Source organism: Asaia sp. A2 (assembly GCF_057319415.1).
In genome coordinates, this window is sequence record NZ_JBXWTO010000003.1 from 111,619 (window position 1) to 129,738 (window position 18,120).

At 57.7% G+C, this 18,120-nt stretch carries 13 protein-coding genes; 4 read left to right on the forward strand and 9 right to left on the reverse strand.

The window, feature by feature from the left end:
- The first annotated feature begins 3 nt into the window (after positions 1-3).
- Positions 4-777, forward strand: coding sequence for an SDR family NAD(P)-dependent oxidoreductase (locus ACWNRM_RS03940; protein WP_485169598.1), 774 nt, complete (start codon positions 4-6; stop codon positions 775-777).
- Between the two features lie 138 nt (positions 778-915).
- Here ACWNRM_RS03940 and ACWNRM_RS03945 read toward each other — a convergent pair whose 3' ends face one another.
- The 8 genes from ACWNRM_RS03945 to metX all read right to left on the reverse strand — a co-directional run bounded on the left by ACWNRM_RS03945 (position 916) and on the right by metX (position 10,827).
- Positions 916-1,551 carry a glutathione binding-like protein gene (locus ACWNRM_RS03945; protein ID WP_485169597.1) on the reverse strand — a complete coding sequence of 212 codons (636 nt, stop codon included), beginning with the start codon at positions 1,549-1,551 and terminating at the stop codon, positions 916-918.
- A 28-nt stretch (positions 1,552-1,579) separates the two neighbouring features.
- A complete protein-coding gene (locus tag ACWNRM_RS03950) occupies positions 1,580-2,392 on the reverse strand; it encodes a Cof-type HAD-IIB family hydrolase (RefSeq protein WP_485169596.1) in 813 nt (270 codons plus the stop codon).
- Positions 2,392-4,764 (reverse strand): phosphoketolase family protein, encoded by a 2,373-nt coding sequence (locus tag ACWNRM_RS03955; RefSeq protein WP_485169595.1) that lies wholly within the window; start codon positions 4,762-4,764, stop codon positions 2,392-2,394. Before ACWNRM_RS03955 ends, ACWNRM_RS03950 begins: the two co-directional genes overlap by 1 nt.
- Positions 4,765-4,766: 2 nt before the next feature.
- Positions 4,767-5,963: an acetate/propionate family kinase gene (locus ACWNRM_RS03960; RefSeq protein ID WP_485169594.1), complete on the reverse strand. Its 1,197-nt coding sequence runs from the start codon at positions 5,961-5,963 to the stop codon at positions 4,767-4,769.
- 592 nt (positions 5,964-6,555) lie between these two features.
- Positions 6,556-7,899, reverse strand: a complete 1,344-nt coding sequence (locus tag ACWNRM_RS03965) for a DEAD/DEAH box helicase (protein WP_485169593.1) — start codon at positions 7,897-7,899, stop codon at positions 6,556-6,558.
- Between the two features lie 279 nt (positions 7,900-8,178).
- On the reverse strand, positions 8,179-8,787 hold the full coding sequence (locus tag ACWNRM_RS03970) for a nitroreductase family protein (protein ID WP_485169592.1): 609 nt from the start codon (positions 8,785-8,787) through the stop codon (positions 8,179-8,181).
- A gap of 137 nt (positions 8,788-8,924) precedes the next feature.
- The gene (gene metW, locus ACWNRM_RS03975) at positions 8,925-9,524 is read right to left on the reverse strand and encodes a methionine biosynthesis protein MetW (protein WP_485169591.1); all 600 of its coding nucleotides are present in this window, start codon (positions 9,522-9,524) and stop codon (positions 8,925-8,927) included.
- On the reverse strand, positions 9,514-10,827 hold the full coding sequence (gene metX, locus ACWNRM_RS03980; RefSeq protein WP_485169590.1) for a homoserine O-acetyltransferase MetX: 1,314 nt from the start codon (positions 10,825-10,827) through the stop codon (positions 9,514-9,516). Before metX ends, metW begins: the two co-directional genes overlap by 11 nt.
- 287 nt (positions 10,828-11,114) lie before the next feature.
- On the opposite strand from metX, the gene ACWNRM_RS03985 reads away from it, so the two are divergent.
- Complete coding sequence (locus ACWNRM_RS03985) at positions 11,115-14,900, forward strand: glycoside hydrolase family 99-like domain-containing protein (RefSeq protein ID WP_485169589.1); 3,786 nt, start codon at positions 11,115-11,117, stop codon at positions 14,898-14,900.
- Positions 14,901-14,919: 19 nt separating this feature from the next.
- Here the strand turns inward: ACWNRM_RS03985 and moaB are convergent, their stop codons facing one another.
- Positions 14,920-15,450 (reverse strand): molybdenum cofactor biosynthesis protein B, encoded by a 531-nt coding sequence (moaB, locus tag ACWNRM_RS03990; protein WP_485169588.1) that lies wholly within the window; start codon positions 15,448-15,450, stop codon positions 14,920-14,922.
- 251 nt (positions 15,451-15,701) lie between these two features.
- Here moaB and ACWNRM_RS03995 point away from each other — a divergent pair, with 251 nt between their 5' ends.
- Together ACWNRM_RS03995 and ACWNRM_RS04000 are read left to right on the forward strand one after the other, a co-directional pair.
- The gene (locus ACWNRM_RS03995) at positions 15,702-16,505 is read left to right on the forward strand and encodes an NAD kinase (protein ID WP_485169587.1); all 804 of its coding nucleotides are present in this window, start codon (positions 15,702-15,704) and stop codon (positions 16,503-16,505) included.
- A 26-nt stretch (positions 16,506-16,531) separates the two neighbouring features.
- Complete coding sequence (locus ACWNRM_RS04000) at positions 16,532-17,914, forward strand: amidase (protein WP_485169586.1); 1,383 nt, start codon at positions 16,532-16,534, stop codon at positions 17,912-17,914.
- Positions 17,915-18,120: the final 206 nt, after the last annotated feature.

The following is an 18,120-nucleotide window of genomic DNA, read 5'->3' on the forward strand; positions in this document are numbered from 1 at the left end:
CCCATGTATATGGAAAAACTTCGCCTTGATGGTCGTGTAGCAGTTGTCACCGGTGGCGCGCAGAACATTGGGCTGTGCTGTGCCACCGCGCTGGCCGAGGCTGGCGCCCATGTGGTCATCGCCGATCTCGACGCGGCCAAGGCGGCTGAATCAGCCAAGAGCCTGACCGATCAGGGCATGAAAGCCTGCAGCGTCGCGATGGATGTCACTTCCGAAAGCAGCGTCAACAAGGCCGTGGATACCATCGTCCAGCGTCATGGCCGCCTAGACATCCTGGTCGCCAATGCCGGGCTGTGCATCTCCGAGGTGAAGGCCGAGGACATGACGGAAGATCAGTGGCTCAAGCAGATCAATGTCAATCTCAACGGCGTGTTCCGGTGCTGCCAGGCCGTTGGACGTGTGATGATCAAGCAGAAATCAGGCGCGATTGTCGCAATCGGGTCGATGTCTGGCCTCATCGTCAACCGTCCGCAGGAGCAGGCTGCCTATAATGCCTCGAAGGCAGGCGTGCATCAGTACATCCGCTCGCTGGCCGCCGAATGGGCCCCGCATGGCATCCGCGCCAATGCCGTTGCCCCCACCTATATCGAAACCACCCTCACCCGCTTTGGTATGCAGAAGCCCGCGCTGTACGACCGCTGGGTCGATGGTACCCCGATGGGCCGCGTTGGACAGCCTGAGGAAGTGGCCTCGGTCGTCCAGTTCCTGGCGTCGGATGCTGCAAGCCTGATGACCGGCTCGATCGTCAGTGTCGATGGTGGCTTTACCGTCTGGTGATCTGAGGGAAAACGGGCCGCAACTCGCTCTTGGCAGCCTTGAGCATAAAAAACACCCGGCACCATAGTGGTACCGGGTGTTTTTGTTTGAAACAGGAGTAGCGGCAGACTTGCTGATTCTGCCATACCAGCTGAGCTTTCAGGACTTCACTTCATCAGCCCGAGCAAGGGCACGCTGCGTGGCCGGTCGCGCCTCGATGATTTCACGCCATGCTTTCACCGCGGGAAAAGCCTCGATATCGATCCCCTGTTCTTTCCAGGTGCGTGTCCACGGATAGGTCGCCATATCAGCAATGCCGTAATGCTCTCCGCTCACGAAGGTGCTTTCTTTCAGGCGTGTCTCCAGCACGGAATAGAGACGCTTCGTCTCATCCTGATAGCGCTTGATCGCATAAGCGATCTTTTCTGGGGCATAAAGCGTGAAATGGTGGTTCTGCCCCAGCATGGGCCCGAATCCCCCCATCTGCCAAAACAGCCACTCAAGGGTCTTGATCTTCTCACGCGGGGCGGAAGAGAGGAATAATCCGGTTTTTTCGGCCAGATAAAGCAGGATCTCGCCAGATTCAAACACGCTGATCGGCTCACCGCCGTCAGCAGGCGCGTGGTCGACAATCGCAGGCATCTTGTTGTTGGGCGAAATCTCGAGGAAAGCGGGCGCGAATTGATCGCCGTTGCTGATATTGACCGGAATGATCCGGTAATCCAGCTTCGCTTCCTCAAGAAACAGGGTAACCTTATGACCGTTCGGTGTCGGCCAGTAATAGAGATCGATCACGCGTCATATTCCTGATCACTGATGATGATCAGGCGTCAACGCTCCCCAACACATAACGTTCGAGCCCCACCGCAAACCCCTCCTCCTCGCAGGAAGTGGAAACGTGGGTTGCAGCTCCTTTGACTGTGGCATTGGCCTGCCCCATCGCAATAGACATACCAGTTTTGGCAAACATCAGCATGTCGTTAGGCTGGTCACCCAGCGTCACCATCGCCGATGCCGGAATATCGAACAGCGTCTCTAGTGTCGTTACCACCCCGCCCTTGTTGGCTTCACTATTAGTTACATCCACATAATAGGGTTGCGAACAGGCCGCCGATGCTGTCTGGCCAAGAGCTTCCTGCAAGTCTCGCTCAAGTTTTTGCATGAGCGTCGTATCATCACTCACGCCTGTAATCTTGACCACGTCATCGAGATGCCGTGATACGTCATCGATCTTCGGCGCGAATTTGACTGTCCATTGCTCACGCGCAACATGAGGGGCATCCTGATCCTTCACAAACCAGTCCTGGCTTGTATAGACCCAGGGATCCGCCCCGTGATCGGTGATGATCCTTAGCACTTGATCGGCCTGAGCATGGGTCAGGCGTTTGGTCTCGATGACACTCCAGTCCGGATGGACCAGAACGCCACCATTGAAACCGGCAATCGGCATATCGATTGCCAGCGGTTCAACCAGCATTGCCATACCGCGAGGCGGTCGCCCGCTCGTTACGGCAAACCGTATACCCCTCTCACGAAGAGCATGAACGGCGCGGATGGCCCTTGGTGTCAGGATCTTGTCCCTCGTCACCAATGTTCCATCCACATCGGCGAGTACGAGTTGAACCGCTTTTGTCATCAGCCCCGGCTTCCCTGCCATTTCCAGTTGAGGATCTCGGGCATATCCTGACCGTACTGAGCGATATAACGCTTATGCTCGACGAGCTTGTCGTTGATCATCTGGGTTACATAGGCGGCATGTCCCGACAGGGCCGGAACACGACGCACGGCGTTCAGTACGATGTGATAGCGATCGAGGTTGTTGCGCACGGTCATATCGAACGGCGTGGTGGTCGTGCCTTCTTCGCGAAAGCCATGCACATGGAAATTGGCACGGTTACTGCGACGATAGATCAGACGATGCACCAGCTGGGGATAGCCGTGGAATGCGAACAGGACAGGCTTGTCCTTGGTGAAAAGATTATCGAAGGTCACGTCATCCAGGCCGTGAGGATGCTCGCTCGGCGACTGAAGCGTCATGAGATCCACAACGTTCACGAAGCGCACCTTCAGATCAGGGGTATGCTCGCGCATCAGTTGCACAGCAGCAAGCGCCTCGACCGTGGGCACGTCACCCGCTGAGGCAATCACGAGATCGGGCTCAAAGCCCTTATCATTACTTGCCCACTGCCAGATCCCGATACCCTGGCTGCAATGTGCAATGGCAGCGTCGATATCAAGCCACTGATGCTCGGGCTGCTTCCCTGCCACGATCACATTGATACGGTCCCAGCTTTCAAGGCAGTGCTTGGCAACATAAAGCAGGGTGTTCGCATCAGGCGGCAGATAGACGCGGGCAATATCTGCCTTCTTGTTCACCACATGATCCATGAATCCCGGATCCTGATGACTGAAGCCGTTATGGTCCTGACGCCAGACATGCGAAGTCAGCAGATAATTCAACGACGAAATCGGGCGACGCCATTGAACTTCCTTCGCCGACTTGATCCATTTGGCATGCTGGTTGACCATCGAATCTACCAGATGGACAAAGGCCTCATAGCACGAGAAGAAGCCGTGACGCCCGGTCAGCAGATAGCCTTCAAGCCAACCCTGAATGGTATGCTCGCTCAGGATTTCCATGACGAGGCCATCAGGGGCCAGGTGGTCATCATAGGAATACGTCTCGGCCGTCCATGCGCGATTGGTCACCTCGAGCACGTCATTCAGGCGGTTCGAGTTGTTCTCGTCCGGCGAAAGGACACGGAAGTTGCGATGTTCGAGATTCATACGCATCACGTCGCGGAGCCATGAGCCTAGGATGCGCGTGCTCTCGGCCAGAACGGCGCCGGGCGACGACACCGCAAGGGCATGTGTCTCGATATCAGGCATACGAAGCGGGCGACGGAGCTGGCCACCATTGGCATGGGGGTTATCGCTCATGCGCAGGGCGCCTTCGGGCGCGAGCGCAGCAATCTCGGGGTGCAGGCGACCGTTCTCGTCGAACAACGTCTCAGGCTTGTAGCTGCGCATCCAGTCTTCGAGGATCTTCAGGTGACCCGGCTTTTCCAGATCCGTTAGCGGAACCTGATGGGAACGCCAGTAGCCCTCGCAACGCTGACCATCAACTTCCTTGGGACCGGTCCAGCCCTTCGGTGTGCGCATGATGATCATGGGCCAGGTCGGGCGATCCGCATTGTTTTCGCTGCGCGCGCGCTTCTGGATCTCGGCAATCTTGTCAAAACAGGTGTCCATGGCCTTTGCCATGAGCTGCTGCACGGTGTCAGGATCATCACCAGCGACGATCACCGGATCGTAACCATAGCCACGGAACAGCGCGAGAAGTTCATCTTCAGGAATACGAGCCAGAACGGTCGGGTTGGCAATCTTGTAGCCATTAAGGTGCAGGATCGGGAGCACCGCACCGTCATTGCGCGGGTCGAGGAACTTGTTGCTGTGCCACGAGGTCGCAAGCGGACCAGTCTCGGCCTCACCATCACCGACGACGCAGGCTACAACCAGATCAGGATTGTCCAGCACGGCACCATAGGCATGAGAGAGCGAATAGCCTAATTCGCCGCCTTCATGGATCGAACCGGGGGTGGTCGCTGCGACATGGCTCGGAATACCACCGGGGAACGAGAACTGCTTGACCAAACGGCCAACGCCCTCGACATCCTGTGAGACTTCCGGAAAATATTCGCTATATGTGCCTTCAAGATAAGTCGCAGCAACGACGCCCGGCGCTCCATGACCCGGGCCCGCGATGAACAGAATGCTCTTCTGGCGCTCCTTGATGATGCGGTTGAGGTGCAGATAGAGCAGCGTCAGGCCAGGTGTAGTTCCGAAATGCCCCAGCAAACGAGGCTTCACGTGCTCAAGCTTGAGCGGATCCCGCAGCAGTGGATTATCAAGCAGATAGATCTGTGCGACGGAGAGGTAATTGGCAGCTTGCCACCACTGATCAAACAGGGCGATCTGCTTTGCAGAGAGCGGACCTTGAACGGTCATGATCACTGTTTTCCTTTCATTATTCTTCTTGTTTGGCGGAAGATCGTTGTCTCTTCATCAGCAGGGATGACGAGGACCGTCACCCTGCCCGATCTCTGACTGATTGTGGGGCGTCCGGCGAGATTGGCGTCTTCGCAAAGCTGCACATCAAGCCATTTCAGCCTTTGACAGACAGCACGCCTGAACGTCGAGTCATGCTGTCCAATACCCCCGGTAAAGACAATGGCATCCACACCACCCATCTGGGCAATGAGTCCCCCAGCCTGCTGTACGAAGCGCTCGACGAACATCTCGAGCGCAAGCTGAACGTTTTCGTCGGCTTCGTGCTCGCGCAGCACCCGCATGTCACTGGAGAGTCCGGAAACCCCCTTCAGACCTGACTGGTAGTAGAGCGTATCCTGCACTTCAGCGGGCGTCAGGTGCTTTTGTTGCAGCAGATACAGGATCGCACCGGGATCGATCGTCCCGCAACGCGTGCCCATCATGAGGCCATCAAGAACAGTCAGCCCCATGGTCGTGGCGATACTGCGACCATGCATCAGGGCACACAGGCTTGCACCATTACCAATATGGGCGACAAGAACGCGCTTGGAGGCTATGGTCGGGAAACGCGCTTCGAGTTCACTGGCGATATGGTCATAGGAAAGCCCGTGAAATCCGTAGACACGCGCGCCATGATCCAGCAGTGCCTCCGGCAACGGCAGACGCGTGCGCACGGCTGGAATTGTATGATGGAACGACGTGTCAAAGCACGCCACCTGAAGCAGTCCGGGTTTTTCCGCAAGCAGCAGACGCATTGGAGCAATGCTTGGCGGCTGATGAAGCGGTGCCAGCGAGATCAGGTCCTCAAGTTGACTGAGGACTTCAGCATTAATCGCAGTCGGTCCGTCGAAATAACGGCCACCATGGACAACGCGGTGGCCAACAGCACCGATCTTGCTTCCACTTTCATGGGCCTCAACGAAGTTCAGGACGTGGCGGATCATCTCCCCATGAGCTGTCTCCTTCCCTCCGACCGCCTCCAGCACCATGCGCTTGCTTACACCATCGGGGGTACGCGTGGTCAAAACCGCCCCTCCCGCCTGATACTCGACCAACCCGGAAAGCAGACGTTCTGTCGTGCTTTCCTCATCGAACAAGGCAAACTTGATGCTGGATGAACCAGAGTTGAGGGTGAGGATTGTTCTGCTTTGTAACACGTGAGAACCTCGGGTTGCCTGGCCTTATTGCCAGCATCCGAATGTTAAACCGTGTGATCGGCTTATGGTTCTAACATAACGTGGCGGTAATCAGGGATAAAAATAGCCCTGTTTAGTCGATATCCAAGTATATCCGCGACTTATGAAGCTTTCCCGTTCCGGGGATACACGAATATGTGAAAATAATGCAAAAAATCATACCGATAGTCTGGTGTGTCTTTACCCAGGATTTAGGTTCAGCGCCGCCAGATCGGTAAGATCGTGTCGAAAAACACCAGGATACGTCTTGAAGCGAGGCAGGCCGAGTGTAAATGCCCAATCAGGGAATACCGGACAGAGCGGCTCTCTGCCGCAAATCAGTATTCAGTCATTCATGAGAAAAAAGCTGAGCAAGGCGCCACATGGCGGGAGGCTGCACTCCCTGCCTGCGTCAGTGTAGCACCTCGAAAATCCAGGCAGTAGCGACCGGAGAATACCCTTTTGCGTCAGGTATGGGCGCTCTGGAACGAGGTGCCTTGTTCGTCAGAATGACAAGACAGCCTTGCCAGCGCCAGCGCCTGTACCACCGGCCAGGCTGCTGTGCTCTCGCAGTTCAGCGGGCGCGGGGTGGCCGATTACCAGAGGGCTTGCCGTTGCCGCCATTACGGGGTGCACCACCGGGTCGAGCACCACTGGAACGCTGACCGCCACCCGGACGGCCAGTGCCGCCCGGACGCTGGCCGCCACCACGCGGCTGGTTTCTGCCGCGACCACCACCACCACCCAGTACAGGGGGACGCATGGTGGAGTTCTGCGCCTCTTCAGAATGATATGGATGGTCGCTTACCACCGGAATAGACTTGCCAATCAGCTTCTCGATGTCACGAAGCCATGCACGCTGCTCCGCGTCACACAGGGAAACCGCCCAGCCGTCGCGTCCTGCACGAGCGGTACGGCCAATGCGATGGACGTAGCTTTCAGCAACGTTAGGCAGATCGTAATTAAAGACGTGGCTCACATCATCCACATCGATCCCGCGCGCTGCAATATCGGTGGCAACGAGCACCTTGACCGAACCATCACGGAAACCAGCCATTGCACGTTCACGCGCCCCCTGCGATTTGTTGCCATGAATAGCCTCAGCGCGGATACCCTCGGCGTTCAGGAAGTCAGCCACCTTGTTCGCTTCGTGTTTCATAAGCGTGAAAACAACCGCGCGCTGAACCTTGTCATTCTTGACCAGCAACAATGTGGCAGCGCGCTTGTCCTCGGCCTTCACAAACATTACTGCCTGGCGGATGCGGTCAACCGTCGAGGATGGCGGGGTGACCTCAACCTTGGCCGGGTCACGCAAAAGAGAATGGGCCAGCTCTTCAATTGCCTTGGGCATGGTGGCCGAGAACAGGACCGTCTGACGCTCCTTGGGCAGCAGGGCAACAATGCGGCGAATATCGCGCACGAAACCCATGTCGAGCATACGGTCTGCCTCATCGAGCACGAGCACCTCGAGATCATGCAGATCGATGTGGCCCTGACCGATCAGATCGAGCAGCCGACCCGGCGCCGCAGTCAGTACATCCACGCCGCGACGCATGGCTTCGACCTGGCGTCCCTGGCCAACACCGCCGAAAATGACAGCATGACGGAGCTTCATGTGGCGCGCATAGGCCTTGAAGCTGTCGTCGATCTGGGCAGCAAGTTCACGCGTCGGCGCAAGAACCAGAACACGGGCGCCCTTGGGCGTGAGCGGACGATGATGCGTCGCCAGACGATGAAGCGCAGGAAGGGCAAAGGCTGCCGTCTTGCCAGTGCCTGTCTGCGCGAGACCCAGCAGATCACGCCCCTGGAGCAGATGCGGTATGGAGCCCGCCTGGATGGGCGTCGGGTTGGTGTAACCTTCTTCGCTCAGGGCACGCTGGATGGGCATGGCAAGCTGGAGATCGGCAAAACTGGTCATGAGTGCAAAACGCCTCCTTGGGCACGAGCGCTGGCCGGAGCTGCAGGCTCAAAGGATGACGTCTCTTGGCCCGGACGTCGTCAGGATAGGAAAGAGATCCAGAGACGACGACGCAGGCTGCACAGCGTCTGCCATGAACATGACAGACGGGCCACCAGGATCAAACTGGACCGGGAAGAGCCCATATAGGCACCGGCTTGGAATGATGCAAGCCGTTGTGCTTACCAAACCGTGATCGACTTGACCTGAACAACGGTTTGCTCTTCCCGACCGGATTTGTCAGGCAAACCGGTTATGGATGATCGTTTCCTCAAGTGGCAGATGCCCGCCATGCGGGGGATAATCACCAGCCTTCTTGCCGATAGCGACGAACATGACGACCTCATGGTCCTCGGGAAGATTGATCAGCTCGCCCACAGCCTGGAAGTCGAATCCATCCATCGGGCACGTCTGATAGCCATGCGCAGCCGCGGCCAACATCAGGGCATAGGCGGCCATGCCACACGAACGAATGCCTTCGTCACGTTGCACTTGCTCGTTGCCGCTATAGAATTTCTGAATCATGCCCTCGTAGGTCGTCTGCATCTTTTCAGGCGCATCAGCCCAATAGCGCGCAGGGTTCTTCTCCCACGCCTTGAAATCAGCGCATAGAATGATGAGCGCACTGGCTTCCTCGACCTGAGGCTGGTTCCATGAGACTGCACGAATTTCCTTGCGTAGCGCAGGATCCGATACGACGACAAAGCGCCAGTGCTGGATATTGAACGCTGTCGGAGCATGCCGCCCGGCGTCGAGAATGGCACGCAGCTCATGCTCGGGGATCGTCACGTCCGGTTCGAAGCGCTTCGTGGCACGGCGTTCGGCAATGGCTGTCAGAATATCTGTCATGATTAACTCCGCTATCCCGAGAACCCCGGCAGGGTTGTGAAACTCAGGGAACGCCCGAGGCAAACACAGGGTTCGATATCCCGTAAAGTCCTATTTCGAAAAAAGTCGTAATATGTGTTGCCGGGTGCTATGGCCGCTCAACGTTTTCTCAGGAGAAAGAGCGCCTGCTCACCAAAGAGATTAGCCAGCCGGATTGATCGACGCCACGGCGCGCGTTCCCCAGCCTCATCGATCGCCAGCCAACGATCAATCACATATCCCTCACTCTCACAGAGTTCGAGAAAATCCTGAATGGTGCATGGGTGAATATTGGGCGTCTCGTACCACGGCGTATGCCACACCTTGTTCATGGGCATACGCCCGCTCAGCAGAATCTGCAGGCGCAAGCGCCAGTGGCCGAAATTGGGGAAGGAGACGATGGCGTGACGCCCGATGCGCAGCATCTGGCGCAGAACCTCACGCGGCTTTTCGACTGCCTGAAGCGTGCGCTGGAGCACAACATAATCGAAGGCGTCATCGGAGTAGTGGATCAGATCCTGATCGGCATCCCCGTGCATGACAGGCAGGCCATGCGCAACCGAACGCGTCACCTCGCGCATATCGATCTCAATGCCACGCGCATCGCACTGGCGAGTGCGGAACAGGTGATCAATCAGGGCGCCATCGCCGCTCCCGACATCGAGAACGCGCGTACCAGGCTTGATCATCCCGGCGATAAGTTGCTGATCAAGACGCATGATCGCCCTCCCCGGCCTGTGCGATCAGCCCTGCCTGCTCGGCTGCACCATTGATGAATCCGCGCATGGTGCGATCCAGATCGGGCTCCTCCAGCAGAAACGCATCATGCCCTCTGTCGCTCTCGATCTCGACAAAGGACACATTTACCCCTGCCCGGTTCAGCGCGCGTGCCAAAAGCCGCGACTGCGAAGTCGGGAAGAGCCAGTCCGACGTGAAAGAGATGATACAAAAGCGTGTCGTGCAATTGCGGAACGGTGCCGACAGGTCGCCATCGTAATCCGCACTCAGATCGAAATAATCGAGAGCACGCGTGATCGTCAGGTAGGAGTTGGCATCGAAGCGTCGCACAAAGCTTGATCCCTGATGACGCAGATAACTCTCAACCTCGAAAATTTCGCCGAAGAGCGAATTTCCCGATGCCGCAGGCTCCTGTGAAGGTACGGCATCGCGCCGTGTCCGCCGACCAAACTTTTGAGTCAACGCCTCTTCGGAAAGATAGGTGATGTGCGCCATCATGCGCGCGACTGCCAGGCCTTTGGCAGGGATCGTGCCATGTGCCCAGTAGCGGCCCCCGTACCAATCCGGATCGCCACAGATTGCCTGCCGACTCACCTCGTTGAAGGCAATATTCTGCGCCGAGTGGAATGGGGCCGTGGCAATGGGCATGGCCGCGCCTACCCTCTCGGGAAAACTCGCTACCCACTGGAGCACCTGCATACCACCCATAGAGCCGCCAATGGCCGCAAACAGACGATCTATACCCAGATGGTCCAGCAGCTTTGCCTGGGCAAACACCATATCCCGTATGGTGATCGGCGGGAAATCGGTGCCCCAGGGCTCACCGTCATCGCGCAGACTCCGCGGGCCGGACGATCCCATACAGCCACCCAGCACATTGATGCACAGAACATAGAAACGATCCGTATCGATGGCGCAGCCAGCACCAACGGCTCGATGCCACCAACCGGGCTTTCCCGTCACAGGATGAGTCTCGGCCACATACTGGTCACCTGTCAGGGCGTGACAGACGAGAATGACATTATCCCGTTGCGGCGAAAGCGTACCATAGGCGCAATAGGCAATTTCGAGCGGCGCTATATGCACGCCACACTCGAGCGTCAGCCCATGATCAAGGCGCACCCTGAAAGCGCTGCTGGACCGGTTATCCTCCTGGTTCACCTTGATCGCATGATCGGCCACTGGGCGCGCGCTGGCTGGCACCGCCTCCTCCATATGCGTGGTGGTCTTGGCCAGTTCATGGTCGTCTGTCGGGCGTATGGCCGGATCGGGATGATACTGCATGGCCTCATTTTTCGTCCCGGTTTCGTCAGATCGCAGCGGATCACAACGTTACCTCCGACGGCTGGTCGTAACGGATGCTCCACGCCAGAACCGCAGGCCTCGCACGCCCCGACATGAAATGTAGAAGGAGATATGACATCTGAAGCGTCAGGCCGCAATTCCGCATCCGCCAAAGGCAAGCCGATCTTTGCGCACATCACGTCGCCACCTCCCCTAATCAGGGAAATTCTGGCACGAGCCGAGGAAACAGTTTAATGTTTTTTTAACGAATCGCCGGAGAATTGAAAATGCCAACGACACTGAAGATGATCGGCCATTCCGGGCTTTTCGATACGGCATTTTACCTATCCCGCAATCCGGATCTGCGTGACCTCGGCAGCGGTGCACTGCTTCACTATCACTCCAAAGGCTGGCGTGAAGGGCGCAAGCCGAACGCCTTTTTTGATCCTGCCTGGTATCTGGCGACAAACAGGGATGTTACCGATGACCCCCTGATCCATTACCTGACGAAAGGCGAGTATGAAGGCAGACGCCCGGTCGCCTGGTTTGACCCTGTCTGGTACCGTCACTCCAATCTTGTGCCGGCCAATACCAATGCCTTGGCACATTATCTGGCGAACCGTCAGTCGTCCCATGTCCGACCCATGCCGGAATTCGATACCGCCTTCTATCTACGCACCTATCCGGATGTCGCGGCCTCGGGCATGGATCCGGTTGAACATTATATGGTGCAGGGTTATCGCGAGGTAAGGCGCCCGTTCGAGAGCTTCGATCCGGCATTTTACCGTACGCGTTATCTGCGCCATCAGCCTGATACGAACCCGTTCATGCACTGGCTGGCACACCGCCATGAAAGCGGGGTCTTTCCATGCCTGCCGGAACACGAGACGACAATTGCACGCGAAGTCAGACGTCGCACTCGACCGGGCCCGTTATTCGAGACGCATCACCCTTTGCCAGATGCGGCGATACGCCGCGCGCGGTTGCTTGCCTATTACCTTCCGCAGTTTCATCCGACAGCCGAAAACGATGACTGGTGGGGCAAGGGCTTTACAGAGTGGACGAATCTATCACGGGCACTCCCCCGTTTTGCCGATCACTATCAGCCTCGTATTCCGCGTGATCTTGGGCATTACCGCCTCGACAACGAGACGTCTCTACGTGACCAGGCCAGGATGGCGCGACAGAGTGGCATCGAGGGCTTCGTTTTCTACCATTACCGATTCAGCGGCAAGAGGCTGCTTGATACGCCGATGGAGACGCTTCTTCGTTGCACAGAGATCGACATAGCGTTCTGTCTGATGTGGGCCAATGAGAGCTGGAGCCGACGATGGGACGGCGGCGAAAAGGACATACTGATAGCTCAGGAGTACCCTGAAGAAGATGATGAGGCCCTGATTGCCGACCTGGCACGCCACATGGACGATCCCCGTTATATCAGGATCGGTAATCGCCCCCTGTTCATGCTTTACCGGCCAGGCACCATACCCGAGGCGTCAAAGCGTATCGCCAGGTGGCGCAGGCTGTTTTCGGAGAAACATGACCTTGAACCGATCATCATCATGGCACAGGCTTTTGATGATCATGATCCTGGGCTGTTCGGCCTGGACGGGGCCATTGAGTTTCCCCCTCACAAGCTGACACTCAACTGCACGCCAATAGAGAACAGGCTGCAGATCCTCGACGAAGACATGACAGCGCGCGTCTATGACTACGCGGAACTCGTCACGAAAGCGCTGACCGATCCCCAGCCTGATTTCCCGCGCATCCGGACAGTCAGCCCATCATGGGACAATGACCCAAGAAGGCAGGGCGCCGGCCTTGTCCTGCATGGATCGAGCCCGCGCCTTTACGAAGGCTGGTTGAGCGAGACCATTCGCCAGGCGAGCAACAATCCGTTTTTTGGCGAGGCCATCGTATGCGTGAATGCCTGGAACGAATGGGCAGAAGGCGCGTATCTCGAACCCGACATTCACTTTGGCGCTGCCTATCTTAATGCCACGGCGCGTGCGGTGACGGGCTTTCACAGCTGCTTTTCGTCTCACCGCGTCCTGCTTGTCGGCCATGATGCGTTCCCTGCCGGTGCGCAGATGCTGCTGCTTGCAATCGGAGAGACCCTGCGCCGGAATCACGGGATCGAGATCACGTTCGTCCTGCTTGGTGGAGGCGATCTTCTGGATCGTTATAGGCAGGTCGGCACCGTAGAGATACTCAAGCCCAACACCCAGTCTGGTCGCGAGCGCCTGCAATCGCTTCATGATGAAGGGTTCACAGCAGCCATCGTCAACAGTGCGGCCTCGGCCTGGCTTGCACCCGACCTCGCTGGCGCCGGAATTGACTTCATCCTGCTCGTGCATGAACTCCCCGGCATGATCCGGCATCATAACCTTGATGCGCCCCTCACGACGGCACGGCTTCTGGCCAGGTCAGTCGTCGTGCCGGGCGCCCAGCTAACCCGACTTTGCCCCGACGCCGTCATCCTGCCGCAAGGTCTTTACCATCCGGTAGCCTTCTCGGAGTCCGACAGACGCCGCGTTCGGCTTGCCTATGGCATAGGCGCGGACGCTCTCGTCGTGATCGGTGTCGGATTCGGTGATATACGCAAGGGGTTCGATCTGTTCCTGCAACTGTGGCAGATGATGCAAAGCCCCGTTTTCAGGTCGAAATCGACCTCGTCGGCCAATTCTCCCTACACGCACGACATATCTGCAGGGAGGCCAGACAGGACGCGGCCCATCCATTTCATCTGGGTAGGTGCCATAGACGAGACATTATCCCGCGCCCTTGCCGCAGACCTCGAAGCTGCCCAGGCCACTCACAGCTTTCATCTGCCTGGCCGGGTAGAGAATGTCGGCCCATTTCTGTCGGCCGCGGATCTTTTTACTCTCACATCACGTGAGGATCCCTACCCTTCCGTCGTACTCGAAGCTCTCGCCTCCGGCCTGGCCTGCATGGCATTCGCCCGTAATGGCATGATTCCAAATTTGCTTGATGATCTTGCGCGGGAGGGCGACCACGCACACGCCGTGATCGCCGCGGGAGATCTGCCTGCAACGGTAAACTGGATTCTATCGACGCCAGCCTCGAAGAAGGCGACAACAGCGATGCGTCAGCAACGCGGGAATGATCTCAGCGAACGCTTTTCTTTCGCCCGTTATGCGAGACAACTGGTGGGGCTCGCCATGCCGGAACTGCCATCGATTTCGGTGGTCGTCCTCTCCTACAATTACGCCCAGTACCTTGCAGCGCGCCTTGCAACGATCTTCGCCCAGAACTGCCCCGTCACAGAGATTATCGTCATCGACGATGCCTCATCGGACGGCAGTGCTGAACTGGCCGAGAAGACTGCACGCGCCTTTGACCGCGAGATCAGACTGGTACGGCAGACACGGCAAAGCGGTTCGGTTTTTGCGCAATGGCAGGCCGCCGCGGAGATGGCCGAAAGCGAATGGCTCTGGATCGCTGAGGCTGACGACCTGTCCGAGCCGGAATTCCTGTCCGAGCTTGCTGCCATCGTCGCGCAGACACCGCAACTGAGTATGGCGTTCTGTGATAGTCGGCCTATCGATCGTGACGGCGTAACGACATCGGCCGATTACAAGGGCTATTACCAGCAGCATGCAGGCCAGATCCTGAGTCGTGACATGCTGATGGACGGAAAAAGCTTTGTCAGTAACTGTCTCTCAAGCTGTAATCTCATTCTCAATGTCAGCGCGGTTCTATTCAGACGCTCGGCATTTCTCGCAGCCATGACACGTTGCAGAACCGATCTCGACCGCTTCCGTCTTGCTGGGGACTGGCGCCTCTACATGGAGCTGCTTCTGCATCCCGGAGCGCAGGTTGCCTATCTTGCCAGACCGCTCAACATCCATCGCCGCCATGACCTTTCAGTAACAGGGGCGCTCGATCTGGCCGAGCATCTGGCGGAAATCGAAACCATGCAGGATCTCATCGTGCAGAGAATTGGCCCGAGCGCATCGCTGAGAGCAAGGCAGGCGCAGTATCGCACAGTGCTGAGAGCACAGTTTGGTTTGCGTACTGCCTCAAGGAAGAAGCGCTTGCGCCTCTCCTGAAATCCTGTTTACCGAGCGTCTACCGTTCACGCAGGCGCGGCATCAGTTCGACGAAGTTGCATGGCTTGTGCCGACTATCGAGCTGGTGAACGAGAATATCATCCCACCCGTCCCGAACAGCCCCGGCTGAGCCCGGCAATGCAAAGAGAAACGTACCTTGCGCCAGGCCAGCCATAGCGCGCGACTGGATGGTCGACGTGCCAATCTTTGCATAGGAAAGCATACGGAAAAGCTCACCAAAACCCGGTATATCCTTCTCGATCACCTGGGCAAAAGCCTCGGGCGTGACATCCCTCCCCGTAACGCCAGTCCCCCCCGTGGTGATCACGACATCCACATCGTCGCGCGCAATCCAGGCGCGCAGACAGGATACGATCAGGTCCTGCTCATCTGGTACGATGTCACGTACGGCAAGATCATGACCCGCCGCCTCTATGCGCTCGGCGAGGATAGCCCCTGATCGATCTGACCTCAGATCACGACTATCCGAGATTGTCAGGACGGCGATGCGACAGGGAACGAAACTTGCCTGATTTTCTGCGTGGCTCATGGCCGGTCCTATGCTGCTGTCAACGAATGGGTGTTGCGATACTATAATACCGCATAGCGGGGCACGACCCGAACCGCCAAGAGAAACGCTCGTAGGGGCACGGGATGCCAAGCGTAACGCCCTGTTGCGGTGTCGTATCAGGCTCGTTAGTGTCGCATGCGCCCTTTGCGTTGTCCCACTGGAATGGATGGATCGTTGCGTATCGCCAGACTTCCTGAACCGACTTTCCGTCAACGGTACGCGGGGCCCGCATGACCCTTGCGCCCCCGCCGCAACGGTGGTTCAGACACCCCCCCAAGCGTATCGCTTTTCTGGCCTCGCCGACCGACATCGCACAGCGAACCCGTCAGAGGCTTACCGAGGCGTATGGCGATTCCCCTCTCGACGATGCCGAAGTCGTGGTTTGCCTCGGTGGTGATGGTTTCCTGCTCGAAGTCCTGCATCAGGTTGCGGAGCGCGGAATCCCGGCCTATGGCCTCAACTGCGGCTCGGTCGGCTTTCTGCTCAACACGATTTCGGATGAGGACCTGGTCAGTCGCCTCACCCGGGCGCAATCCTCGGAGTTGCATCCGCTGCGCATGAAAGCGACGGGACGCGACGGGACATTGCATGAAGGCATTGCCTTCAACGACGTGTTTCTTTTTCGTCAGACAAGACAGGCCGTCAAGATCAGGATCGAGGTCGATCAGCGTGTCCGTCTGCCAGAGCTGATCTGCGATGGCGTCATTGTGGCCACGCCGGCAGGATCGACTGCCTATAACCTGTCGGCGCACGGGCCAATCGTTCCCCTTACGGCCAATCTCCTTCCCCTCACCCCCATATCGGCGTTCCGACCGCGGCGCTGGCGTGGCGCTCTGCTTCCGTCATCGGCAGTCGTACGCTTCACACTTCTTGAACAGGATAAGCGCCCCTGTGCCGCAGTCGCCGACTTTCTGGAGGTGCGCGATGTGGCCGAGGCTGTGGTCTGTGAGGATCGCTCGATCACCGCAACGATCCTTTTCGACCCTGACCACGGTCTTTCCGAACGGATCATTGCGGAGCAATTTGCAGAATAGATCTAATAAGCAAGAAGGCACAGCCCATGAGCAAATCCGTCATGAGACCAAGTTTCGCCCCGCATACCGATACGTTGATCAAGGCAGCGCAAGGTCTGGAGAGAGGCGAGGTTACCAGTCGGGTGCTTGTGGAACGCTGCCTGGAAAAGATCGCCGGATGTGAAAATGCTCGCGCCGCCTATACCGGTGACTTTTCCCCGGAGCGGGCGCGACAATATGCCGATGCAGCAGACAGGGTCCGAGCCAAAGGCTATCAAGCTTCCCCCTGGGCAGGCCTGCCAATTTCGATCAAGGATCTCTTCGACGTCAAGGGGCAGGTTACCCGAGCCGGGTCGATCATTCTTGCAGACCGACCACCAGCGCCCGCCGATGCAGAGGCCATCGCCCCGTTGCGTGCAGCCGGATTGATTTTTATCGGTCGAACCCAGATGACCGAATTCGCCTATTCCGGCCTGGGTATCAATCCACACGGTCCCCAACCCTGGAATACCCTGGTTGATGACACCAGAGCCATACCGGGTGGCTCCAGTTCCGGCGGCGCCGTTTCAGTGGCCACAGGCGGGGCCTTCGCCGCGATCGGGTCCGACACGGGTGGATCGTGCCGCATCCCGGCGGCCATGAATGCCTTGACCGGCTTCAAACCGACCGCCGGGCGCATCAGCCGCACCGGGATGATCCCTCTCTCTCCCAGCTTCGATAGCGTTGGCAGCATTGCGCAGGATGTAGCCGACTGTGCCTTGCTCGATCATCTCATGTCTGGCGGGGCGACTTCGGAATGGCACGCACCAGGCGCGGCTGACGGCGGCGTGCGTCTGCTCTTACCGACTTCCTTCGTTCGCAACGATGCCGATGCGCAGATTCTAGCTGTTTTCGAGACTGTACTGCGTCATCTGGAAAACGATGCGATCGAAATTGTCCGCCGGCCCCTCCTGCTTCTGCAGGATATCACAGATCTGAATATTCAAGCTCAGATCGTCGCTGCCGAGGCGTACCATTACTTCCATGACGATCTGATTCATCACCGGGGGCAGTTTGACCCCCGTGTGAGCGAACGGATGATGATGGGCGAGCATGTCAGCGTGCAGACCCTACGTCAGCTTTACATCGAGAGACAGAAGCTCATCGCACGGTTCAATGCCGAGATGGCTGGGTTTGATGCGCTGATCTGCCCCACCAGCCCGATACTTCCACCGAGCCTGGAATCCTGTGCAGAACCAGAAACCTATGCCCGGTACAACCGTCTTGTGCTGCGCAATCCCTCACTGGCCAATCTGCTCGACGGCTGTTCGTTCAGCTTGCCAATCAACTGGAAGGGCCTGCCAGCTGGAATCATGCTCACGGCATGTAATGGACAGGACATCAAGCTGCGCGCCATCGCCCGTCGCTGCGAGGCCCGTCTGCATATCTGATGGTCGTCGGTGACAACCTTGGCCATGTGATCAGACCGCCCGACCTGGTGACAACCCGTACAATGGACTGAGCCAAAGGCTCATGGCGTATCAGTCTCACCAGGGCTGGTGGAATGTCACCACAGCGTTATTTGAGCAAAGCGTGCGCAAGCGGTAGCGTTACCCCCTTTCAAAGGTAACGCCGTAAGGCTGATGTGGCGCGGTCG

Excerpts from the sequence above, each read along its gene's own strand:
- ACWNRM_RS03940 (WP_485169598.1), top strand. The coding sequence starts at position 4 with ATGTATATGGAAAAACTTCGCCTTGATGGTCGTGTAGCAGTTGTCACC.
- ACWNRM_RS03950 (WP_485169596.1), bottom strand. The coding sequence starts at position 2,392 with ATGACAAAAGCGGTTCAACTCGTACTCGCCGATGTGGATGGAACATTG.
- ACWNRM_RS03955 (WP_485169595.1), bottom strand. The coding sequence starts at position 4,764 with ATGACCGTTCAAGGTCCGCTCTCTGCAAAGCAGATCGCCCTGTTTGAT.
- ACWNRM_RS03965 (WP_485169593.1), bottom strand. The coding sequence starts at position 7,899 with ATGACCAGTTTTGCCGATCTCCAGCTTGCCATGCCCATCCAGCGTGCC.
- ACWNRM_RS03970 (WP_485169592.1), bottom strand. The coding sequence starts at position 8,787 with ATGACAGATATTCTGACAGCCATTGCCGAACGCCGTGCCACGAAGCGC.
- metW (WP_485169591.1), bottom strand. The coding sequence starts at position 9,524 with ATGCGTCTTGATCAGCAACTTATCGCCGGGATGATCAAGCCTGGTACG.
- metX (WP_485169590.1), bottom strand. The coding sequence starts at position 10,827 with ATGCAGTATCATCCCGATCCGGCCATACGCCCGACAGACGACCATGAA.
- ACWNRM_RS03985 (WP_485169589.1), top strand. The coding sequence starts at position 11,115 with ATGCCAACGACACTGAAGATGATCGGCCATTCCGGGCTTTTCGATACG.
- moaB (WP_485169588.1), bottom strand. The coding sequence starts at position 15,450 with ATGAGCCACGCAGAAAATCAGGCAAGTTTCGTTCCCTGTCGCATCGCC.
- ACWNRM_RS03995 (WP_485169587.1), top strand. The coding sequence starts at position 15,702 with ATGACCCTTGCGCCCCCGCCGCAACGGTGGTTCAGACACCCCCCCAAG.
- ACWNRM_RS04000 (WP_485169586.1), top strand. The coding sequence starts at position 16,532 with ATGAGCAAATCCGTCATGAGACCAAGTTTCGCCCCGCATACCGATACG.